This window comes from Coprococcus eutactus (assembly GCF_001404675.1).
GTDB classification, from domain to species: domain Bacteria; phylum Bacillota; class Clostridia; order Lachnospirales; family Lachnospiraceae; genus Coprococcus; species Coprococcus aceti.
In genome coordinates this window covers 1-5071 of record NZ_CYXU01000013.1, presented here as the reverse complement: position 1 = coordinate 5071, position 5071 = coordinate 1, and the positions used below count along the sequence as shown (strand labels likewise).

General features: G+C 38.0%; 5 protein-coding genes. All 5 read right to left on the bottom strand.

Features of this window, described 5'->3' with window-relative positions; all coding sequences use genetic code 11:
* Window positions 1-679: hypothetical protein (locus ARA78_RS14075; protein ID WP_330376016.1), on the bottom strand; the 679-nt coding region annotated here is incomplete at its 3' end.
* Window positions 680-741: 62 nt separating this feature from the next.
* Window positions 742-987, bottom strand: coding sequence for an EsaB/YukD family protein (locus ARA78_RS13425; protein WP_015533115.1), 246 nt, complete (start codon window positions 985-987; stop codon window positions 742-744).
* Window positions 980-2047: a hypothetical protein gene (locus ARA78_RS13420; protein ID WP_055280741.1), complete on the bottom strand. Its 1068-nt coding sequence runs from the start codon at window positions 2045-2047 to the stop codon at window positions 980-982. The genes ARA78_RS13425 and ARA78_RS13420 overlap by 8 nt, the downstream gene beginning before the upstream one ends.
* 1408 nt (window positions 2048-3455) lie before the next feature.
* Window positions 3456-3671, bottom strand: coding sequence for a hypothetical protein (locus tag ARA78_RS13415; protein ID WP_055147993.1), 216 nt, complete (start codon window positions 3669-3671; stop codon window positions 3456-3458).
* 12 nt (window positions 3672-3683) lie between these two features.
* On the bottom strand, window positions 3684-5071 hold a 1388-nt coding region (locus ARA78_RS13410), incomplete at its 5' end, for a hypothetical protein (RefSeq protein ID WP_055280739.1).

The window sequence follows — 5071 nt, the reverse complement described above, 5'->3', positions numbered from 1 at the left end:
CAGTCGCATCAGATATCATATTCACAGCTTTTACTGCCACTATTCTTCCTACTGTCAGTTCTGCCCCGGTTGCAACTGCCGATATCCCGGCTCCTAATCCACCACTGATTGCACCCAATATTGCTCCAGATTCAAAACCACTTGCAAATCCATCGTAAAATGACTTGCCGGAATTCATGGAAGCTATTCCATTCATGACACCTGACGTAGCTGCACCAATAATAGCAGATGTCGCTATAGACTGTGTTACCGTGGCGGCCGCCGCCCCTAATACAGCAGGGCAGACTATCGCCACTGCAGCAGTAACCACAAGCACACCTATACCTATAGCCAGCTTTCCCTCACTGGTCTCATACCATGGAGTTTCAGCATATAGGTTGCACAGAGTCTGTCCAGATGCCTCGAATTTTTCATTACATTCTTTATATAGATCGTATGCCTCATCCAGAATCTTCTTCAGAGTTCCAAGCCGATCATATTCGTCTACCAGTTGAGCACGATATCTGTCCAGGGATGATATATCCAGAGATTCCGCCATCTTGCTTATGTATATTATGTCTCTCTGACGTCTGATATCATCAATATACTGTCCAAGTGTATCATATATCTTTGACAATCTGTATGGTTCATCTTCAAGCTTGCCCAAGTCTACATATAAAAGCACGCCTCTATTCCCCATTATTTTCATCCCCCCTGTACTTGTCAAGTATCTTTACGATACTAACATCACACATCCTTCATCTACATGAGTATCAGTTTATCGCCATTTTCAACATGATAACTTTTCAAGGTTCTATCTGGATCCATAACCATGCCTTCTCTCGGTAACACTAATACCCAGTGCTCACGATTCACATAGCCTGTTCGCAGATACTGCGATACAACATCCAAAGTATCCGTTATCACATCACAAACCTGTGCATTCTCATTATATTGAACATCAAATTCTTGATTTATTTCTGGCATAATCAACCTGGACTTAATCATGCTTTATCTGCCTCCTGTATAACGGTATAATTATCTGCGATACATTCCGATCATCATTATCCTGTGGGATCATACCTATACCTGGTTTGTATATCTTATTTGCCTCTGTAAATGATAGATTAGTAAAATTAAAAAATGAAGTTTCAGCACAATTGCCACCCAGTTGTATTCCCATATGATATCCAGTCATAACATCATATACTTTTCGTCCACGACATTCTGACTGACTTGCTGTATCAATCAACCCTATAATGAATATGTTGTGCAGAGCGCCTTTCTCTACAACATTCTCTATAAATGGGACAATTCTTGTAATGCCTTCACTCGGCGAATACAATGTATTTAAAAACGCTTCCATATCTGCAATAAAAATGTATGTTTCCTTAAATCGGGTCATCTGGCTATATATTTCATTCTCATCATAGCCTTGTTCCTTTACCTGATTTTTAAACTTATTTCTCTCCACAAATTCTGGAACCAGCATTGTAAAGTAATCTGCCTGTGCTGCTTCGCTATCTATATACGTTGCTCCCAACAATTCCGAATCAAGCCTGAACTCATTGGAACCATGTTCTATAACAACTATATCTGCATTTCTCATCAGTGCTGCATTCATCAATAACCGCATAACATTTTTCTTACCAGTTCTTGCTCTGCCCGTAATTGTATAGCAGAATGTTCTCCTAAGGTCTATTCCATATCCCTCCGCACTTACACTGTCATATCCTATCGGCAACATATATCCATTACACATCTGTGCAACATCATTACGCCTCTTGAATATCTCCCACGTAGGTTTTTCTGGAATTTCAGGAACACCTTCCGCTACCTCAGTAGCTCCTTCAGCCATAGATGCACACATATTGCGAAGTAACTCTATACGTTCCATATCATCGCACCTATCCGTAGCTATCGCTGTCTGGAATTCCATTACTTCTCCATCGACCTTTATGAGTCCTCTTCCCTTTAGATTTTCCGGTTCAAGCTGTGAAACTTTTTTACTCTTAAAATAAGCGAGGCTCGTCTGATTATCTTTTGCTGAAATAATTCCATATACCATCACTCTCACCACCAATCTGTAACAGATGATTTCTTGTTACAAAAAATATAAAAATATCTGAATCTTACAGAATGGAAGTTCCATAAATTAATCCATGCCAGAGAAAACAGTTGCAATATCAGTTGTGACAAAAATGGAGTATGAATTTTATCAGTCGACAACTTATTTTAAAAAAAAGCTTTAAAAGTCAGTGATAACAGGAAATTTCAAAATAAAATGGATACGTATAATTATTTCGTGACTTTTTGTCACTGATTTTCTGTCACTCTTGAAATCGGCAGTTCCATTAAAAGTTCCTTATAATATTTTGTAGAATCTCAAGTGGAATTTATTTCAGATAAAATCATAACGAATTAAGATTAGGTCATTTCAAAGAAATTCAGATTAAAACGATTGCAGTTGATATGAAATCAACTGTGAGATGATACCCCATTGGCACTGGATACATACAGATAGCAAGGTCTCTCGCTGTCAGCCTACATTGAAACGATACCTGTGAATATCGAAATATATGACCACAACAAAAATACCCATCTGTACAAGCATCCTAACATGCGATACAAATAGGTATTAGCAAACTTTTCATCTCGCAAGATGGTAATATTTCTTAGCATCTGTCTCAGCCAAATTTCTTTCGAACAACAACAGAAACATTCACAGCTTAAAAATCCCTTAGCCTGTCAGTATCAGCAATAATGCGGGCAAAACAACAATTATACGCATGCACCTGTGAATCTTCAAAGGCTGAAATTTATCTGACTGTTTTTGATATACCATCAATACCCGCAACAGACATCCCCCTGTGCTGTGCCATATGGCTGGGTAGCACCAGCATATGCAAAGATGCCAATCTTACTAATCCTGTCTCTGTTTCCAAGGATAACAACTTATATGCGTTTTATGAATACACCAATACTGATTAAATTTCTTATCCTAGGTCTTAAAATTATTCAAGATATCAGAATAAGGCATTTTCTTAACAATTAGTTGAATTGTCTTGATTTTGGCATATACTTTCATAAAAATATACTGTTGTAGATACCAGCCAAACTTGTAACGAAATCTTTTGTTATAATTTTATATCAATTGCTGAAAATGGCTATTTCACAGTATTTATGAGTATTTTAGCAAACAATAGTTCTGTGAAAGAATGAAATCTGTCTGCTTGCAATAAAGTCAGTAAAATCAATGATTTACCGTACCTTAGAAATAAATTGTCAGACAAATCCTTTTGTATACCTGGGGGCAAATTTCGCCATAAGGTGTCCTTTCCCCTTTAGGTAAATGACAAAAAGCTATTATTAATCTCTGTATGTCATTCACTTCGTGAACAGACAGAAATTAAAATAGCTTTTTGAGTTAGGGGTTTTGGAGTCCTAAAGTATAACCATAATTAAATTTATATATTTTATTCAACTACATCTTCACCATATACACCATCATTTTGATATTGCAAAATAAGATTATACATTTCTTCAACATCTAATTGGCATAACTCCGCCTCTTCATTTGTAATTTCAATTCTTTTTTTCTTTATCATATGCGCTCCTGCATCATACTGAAGATAATATTGCCCTTTGTTTTCCAGTAGACTAATACCCTCATCTTCTATAATTAACTTCATTTTAAAGCACCTCTATTCAAATAAATGTTTATATGTATATGTTCCTTCTTTCGCCGGATTAATAACTGCTTCTTTTATTCCACCACTTGTATAGCCGCCTGGTTCCCAGTATTCCGGCCATGCACCTAATTCATTGCCAGATGGAAGTCTTAAACTAGATGTGTCCTGAATTGTCACTATAACAGGATTACTTCCTAAATATCCTTTGTCTAATCCCAAAACACTTTCTATTTTAGCCACATCCCCATCTGCGTTTCGAATTATTTCACTTAGTTCATCCCCAGACATTACAAATGTACCACCTTTACCACCAATTGTTCCTGATGGCTCACTTGGCATTATTTTTACCGCACCACTTTTCTTGAATGAATTTAGATGATTATTAATATATTCCTCACTCAAATAAGTTTCTGGTAATGGTTTCTGTCCCTTTGGTGTGCCTTTTATTTTTTCTACTTGTTCAAGTGACAATCCCTCTTCTCTAAGTTTACTCCACGATGAATATTGCTTTCCATCCTCAAATGACATATTACCTAAGTTCGAATATCTTCCACCCTCACAAGTAATACTTCTTTCAGACTCCACCCGCCCTTTGCTAGTAGACATAACCCTATTCTTTCCATCTGCTTTTGACGATGACTTTCCACCCTCAAAAACTGACCGCAAAACAAATGATGTTATTGCACACTCTGCCCAGGCCTTGGCTACATCTCCGCCTGTTATTGCTTTATCATATTTGTTTTCATGATATATGTATGTAGCTGTACCTATTGTTGCATCCCCAACAGCATTTATTACTCTGGCAGCAAAAACATTACCGACCGTCATCTCTGCACCAGTCATCATGACTGCTGTTCCTGCGCCAAACATTCCACAAAGAGCACCTATTATTGCGCCCTCTTCAACGCCACTTGCAAATCCATCAAAAAACGACTTTCCTGCTTTCACTGATGCAGCGCCATTCATTATACCAGATATTGCTGATCCCACGAGGGCCGATGTCGCTACAGACTGTGTCACTGCAGCTGCCGTAGCTTCCAGTACAGCAGGGCAGACTATCGCCACTGCAGCAGTAACCACAAGCACGCCTATGCCTATAGCCAGCTTTCCTTCACTGGTCTCATACCATGGAGTTTCAGCATATAGATTGCATAGAGTCTGTCCAGATGCCTCGAATTTTTCATTACATTCTTTATACAGATCGTATGCCTCATCCAGAATCTTCTTCAGAGTTCCAAGCCGTTCATATTCATCTGTCAACTGAGCACGATATCTGTCCAGGGATGATATATCCAGAGATTCCGCCATCTTACTTATGTATATTATGTCTCTCTGACGTCTGATATCATCAATATACTGTCCAAGTGTATCATATATCTTTGACAATCTGTATGGTTCAT